General features: G+C 50.5%; 1 protein-coding gene. It reads left to right on the top strand.

Going from position 1 to position 372, the window contains the following annotated elements; all coding sequences use genetic code 11:
• The coding region (locus EGI32_RS10925; protein WP_255155417.1) for a hypothetical protein at positions 1-372 on the top strand (372 nt) is incomplete at both ends.

Below are 372 nucleotides of genomic sequence, written 5' to 3' on the forward strand. Positions count from 1 at the left end.
AACAATGCTACTGACGGAACGATCACCGCTACTTCTAACGGAGTTACTCCGGTAACCTATGTGCTGGATGGTGGAACAAGTAATACAACGGGCATCTTCACCGGCGTGGCCGCAGGGTCGCATACGGTTACTTTCACCGATTCGAAAGGCTGTAAAGGAACAATTACATCAACGGTCGGATCTGGTTCGGCCATCACCGGTACGGCCACTCCAACTGCCGCTGCTTGTCCGGGTATCAACAACGGATCGATCAGTGTTACATCTACCGGCACAGCTCCTGTAACTTATATACTGGATGGTTCGACCACCAATACCACCGGTATTTTTACAGGAGTTTCTGCAGGAGCCCATACCGTTACATTTACAGATGCC

This window comes from Ferruginibacter sp. HRS2-29 (assembly GCF_024343615.1).
GTDB lineage: Bacteria > Bacteroidota > Bacteroidia > Chitinophagales > Chitinophagaceae > Ferruginibacter.